We start from the raw sequence: 3898 nt of genomic DNA, 5'->3' as shown, positions 1-3898 counted from the left end.
GCCGCGAGCACCTCCTGCACGAGCGCCAGATGGCGGGGCGTCCCCCCGTGGCTCGAGGACACGACGACCGCCTGCTCCTCCGACAGCCGTGCGCCCGCCCGCAGCGCCGCAACCGTCTGGAACGGCTTCAGCGCGCTCCGCGGGTAGACGAGCCTGCCCGGGTTCCCGATCCGGTGCAGCTCGACCCCGTCGGCGTCCACGACGACGGCCGCGCCCAGGTGCACGGACTCGGGGAAGCCGCTGCGGGTGACCACGGCGAGCGGCGCGGAGGCGCCGGGGTCGAGCGGCCTCGTCACGCCTCGAGACCGAGGTCGGCGAGGTTCAGGGCCGCGAGGTAGGGGTAGCCGGCCCCCTCGATCGCCTCCCTCGCGCCCGTCGCCCGGTCCACGACGACGGCGACCGCGGCGATCTCGGCGCCGAGCCGTTCGAGCGCGGCGATCGCCTTCAGCGGGGATCCGCCGGTGGTCGACGTGTCCTCGACCACGACGACCCGCCGGCCGGCGACGTCGGGCCCCTCGACCTGTCGTCCGCGCCCGTGGTCCTTCGGCTCCTTCCGCACGACGAAGGCGTCGATCGGCACCCCCCGCGCGGCCCCCTGATGCAGGATCGCGGTCGCGATCGGATCCGCACCCATCGTGAGGCCGCCGACGGCCGTGACCCCCGGCACACCGGCGACGAGATCGAGCATCACCTGGCCGATCAGCGGTGCGACGCGATGGTCGAGGCTGACGCGGCGGAGATCCACGTAGAACGAGGCCTGCTTGCCGGAGGTGAGGGTGAAGTCGCCGTGGAACACGGCCTTCTCGCGGATGTGGGCGATGAGTTCGTCGCGGGCGCCGGGCACGGCCCCAGCCTAGGAGGGCGGCCCCCGCCGCTTCGAGGCGCTCAGCGTTCCGCCGGTACCGTGATGCCCGTGCGCATCGCCACCTGGAACGTCAACTCGATCCGGGCCCGCAGCGGACGCGTCGTGGACTGGCTCCAACGGGCCGACATCGACGTGCTCGCCCTGCAGGAGATCAAGTGCCGGGACGACCAGTTCCCCGCCGCGGCCTTCGAGGCGGCCGGCTACGAGGTCGCGACCCACGGCTTCAACCAGTGGAACGGCGTCGCCGTGGCGAGCAGGGTCGGGATCGCCGACGTCGAGCTCGGCTTCCCGGGCATGCCCGCGTTCGGCAAGCCCCTCCCCGACGGCACCGTGCCGCTCGAGGCGCGCGCCATGGCTGCGACGGTCGGTGACGGCATCCGCGTCTGGAGCCTGTACGTACCGAACGGCAGGGACCTGGCCGATCCGCACTACCCGTACAAGCTCGCGTGGCTCGACCGACTGCGGGCGGCGACCGCCGAGCGCCTCGCGGGGAACCCGGACGAGCCGGTGGCGCTCATGGGCGACTGGAACGTCGCCCCGCTCGACTCGGACGTCTGGGACATGGCGGTGTTCGAGGGCTCGACGCACGTGTCGCAGCCCGAGCGGGACGCGTTCGCCGCCTTCGAGACCGCCGGCCTCACCGACGTCGTGCGGCCGCTGATCCCGACCGGCTACACCTACTGGGACTACAAGCAGCTGCGGTTCCCACGCAACGAGGGGATGCGGATCGACTTCGTCCTCGCCTCGCGCGCGTTCGCGGACCTGGTGACGGGTGCGTCCATCGAGCGGAACGAGCGCAAAGGCGACGCCCCGAGCGACCACGTGCCCGTGGTCGTGGAGCTCGACGTGGAGTCCCCGCTCGACGACGACCGGCCGATGATCTTCTGATGATCGCGCCGTTCCGGAGTTCCCGCTCGACACGCCGCTCGTCGGGCGCCGGGCGCGGCGTGGCGCCCGATTCCTCCGGAACGGCGCGATGAGGCCCTACCGCGTGATGACGGTCTGCACCGGCAACATCTGCCGGTCGCCGATGGCGGAGGTGGTGCTCCGCCATCGGTTCGAAGCCGCGGGGCTCGCCGAGGCGGTCGTCGTCGACTCCTCCGGCATCTCCGACGAGGAGACCGGAAACCCGATCGACCCCCGTGCGGCGGGCGTGCTGAGGGATGCCGGCTACCCGGTGCCGCGGCACCGCGCCCACCGGATCACGGAGCGGGAGGTCGCCGACCGCGACCTGCTCCTCCCGATGACGGCACGGCACGCCCGTGCGCTGCGCACGCTGGCGCCCGATGCTGACGCCGCGGCGCGCGTCCGCATGTTCCGCGGGTTCGATCCCGCAGCACCGGACGTGCGGGGAACGGGGGCCGCGGCGGACGAGGCGCAGCTCGACGTCGAGGACCCCTGGTACGGCGACCGGGACGACTTCGTCTCGGTGCTGCAGCAGGTCGAGGCGGCCGCCGACGGGATCGTCGCCTTCGTGCGCGCTGAGCTCGATCGTCGACGGGCGAGGAGCTGAGCCCCGCGTCAGCCGGGTGACAGCAGCAGCGACACCACGAGCACGACGGGCAGCGAGCCGAGGGTCGTGAGCAGCACCGCGTCCCTCGCGACGAGCACGCTCCGGTCGTACCGGGACGCGTAGACGAGCACGTTCTGCGCGGTCGGCAGCGCGGCCAGGGTCACGGCGGCGTGCAGCGTGCGCGGATCGAGGTGCAGGAGCGGTCCTCCGAGCACCCATGCCGCGAGCGGCATGCCCACCAGCTTCAGTGCGGTCGCCAGCGCGACGTCGCGGCGGCCGCTGCCCGGTTCGAGCACCCGCTGGCCGTGCAGGGACATCCCGAATCCCATCAGCATGAGCGGCACCGCCGCGCCGCCGATCAGCCGGAACGGTTCGAGCACGGGCGCGGGGAGCTGGACGTGGGCGAGCGCGACCACGGTTCCGAGCAACGAGCCGAGCAGCAGCGGGTTGCGGAACGACAGCAGCACGGTGCGCAGCACCGAGCCACCGCCCCGCGAGTGCTCGAGCACGACGAGGCCGGCGGGCGCGTAGACGAGCAGCTGCAGCAGGATCACCGGCGCCGGGTACGCGGCGCTGCCGAGCACGTAGATCGCGACGGGCAGCCCGATGTTGTTCGCGTTCACGTACCCGGACGCGAAGGCGGTGACCATGGACTGCGCCCCGGTGCGGTGCCAGACGAGGCGGCTGACCAGCAGCGAGATCACCACCACGACGATCGCCGAGCCCGCGGAGACCAGCAGCAGCGGAGAGATGAGCACCTTCGTGTCCGCGGTCGCGAGCACCGTGAACAGCAGGCACGGCGACGCGGCGAAGAAGACGAACCGGCTCAGCACGCGGCGCGCATCGGGGCCGAGCACCCCGGAGACGCCGAGGACGTAGCCGGCGAGGATGACGAAGGCGATGATCCCGAAGCCCTCGAGCACGCCTGCCACGTCACCATCCTCCCGGACGCGTTCCCCGCACCGGTCCCGGGACGGCCCCGGCGGCGTGAAGCCGCTCGACCGGCGACGATCGCGCTCCTCCTGCGGCTCACCGCATCCGCAGTGGCCTCGACGGTGTGGGCCTTCTCCGCCTTCGCCGTCGACGCGTGCGGCGTGGTTCGGTGCCACGCCGTCCGGATCCGCGCGGGCCGGGGGCATCGCGACGGTGGGGCAGGCGGTGACCGTGCTCGTCCGCCTCGTCACGGCGATTGTCCGCCGAGTCCGAGACTCCGGGACCTTCGCCGTCCCGCTCGTCGGCCTCCTCGCGGTCGCGGCGCTGCTGTTCGGGGGACTCGCCCTCGTCGCCTCGGGATACTGGGGCGCCGACATCCTTCGCTGACGGCTCCGTCCCGCACAGGATCGGTGCGTGGATGGCAACGAGACGCCGGGTGGATGCACGAAAACGACGCCGCGCGCACGATACCGTCGAGGAGACCCTGGGAGGCGACCATGTCGATGCTCGAGACCCCGACCGCCGCCGTCGGCGCGGACTCCGCCGCGTGGCTCGGCCTGAAGGACGCCGTCGCCGGTTTCCGAGTG

The 3898-nt window shown here is 72.8% G+C and carries 6 protein-coding genes; 3 read left to right on the top strand and 3 right to left on the bottom strand.

Features of this window, described 5'->3' with window-relative positions:
• Positions 1-296 (bottom strand): asparaginase (locus JWQ92_RS12680; RefSeq protein ID WP_297344822.1); only part of this gene is annotated, 296 nt, incomplete at its 3' end.
• Positions 293-844, bottom strand: a complete 552-nt coding sequence (gene pyrE / locus JWQ92_RS12675) for an orotate phosphoribosyltransferase (RefSeq protein ID WP_297344821.1) — start codon at positions 842-844, stop codon at positions 293-295. The genes pyrE and JWQ92_RS12680, both read right to left, overlap by 4 nt.
• Positions 845-913: 69 nt before the next feature.
• Here pyrE and JWQ92_RS12670 point away from each other — a divergent pair, with 69 nt between their 5' ends.
• Complete coding sequence (locus JWQ92_RS12670) at positions 914-1753, top strand: exodeoxyribonuclease III (RefSeq protein ID WP_297344820.1); 840 nt, start codon at positions 914-916, stop codon at positions 1751-1753.
• A gap of 88 nt (positions 1754-1841) precedes the next feature.
• On the top strand, positions 1842-2378 hold the full coding sequence (locus JWQ92_RS12665; protein WP_297344819.1) for a low molecular weight protein-tyrosine-phosphatase: 537 nt from the start codon (positions 1842-1844) through the stop codon (positions 2376-2378).
• 8 nt (positions 2379-2386) lie between these two features.
• Here JWQ92_RS12665 and JWQ92_RS12660 read toward each other — a convergent pair whose 3' ends face one another.
• Positions 2387-3310 carry an AEC family transporter gene (locus tag JWQ92_RS12660; RefSeq protein WP_297344818.1) on the bottom strand — a complete coding sequence of 308 codons (924 nt, stop codon included), beginning with the start codon at positions 3308-3310 and terminating at the stop codon, positions 2387-2389.
• A gap of 226 nt (positions 3311-3536) precedes the next feature.
• Here JWQ92_RS12660 and JWQ92_RS12655 point away from each other — a divergent pair, with 226 nt between their 5' ends.
• The gene (locus tag JWQ92_RS12655; RefSeq protein ID WP_297344817.1) at positions 3537-3698 is read left to right on the top strand and encodes a hypothetical protein; all 162 of its coding nucleotides are present in this window, start codon (positions 3537-3539) and stop codon (positions 3696-3698) included.
• Positions 3699-3898 lie beyond the last annotated feature (200 nt).

Source organism: Amnibacterium sp. (genome assembly GCF_025463795.1).
Taxonomy (GTDB): Bacteria; Actinomycetota; Actinomycetes; order Actinomycetales; family Microbacteriaceae; genus Amnibacterium.
This window is presented reverse-complemented; position numbering and strand designations above follow the sequence as displayed.

Bases quoted from the DNA above. Each gene is read 5' to 3' on its own strand.
- JWQ92_RS12665 (WP_297344819.1), top strand. From the start codon at position 1,842: ATGAGGCCCTACCGCGTGATGACGGTCTGCACCGGCAACATCTGCCGG.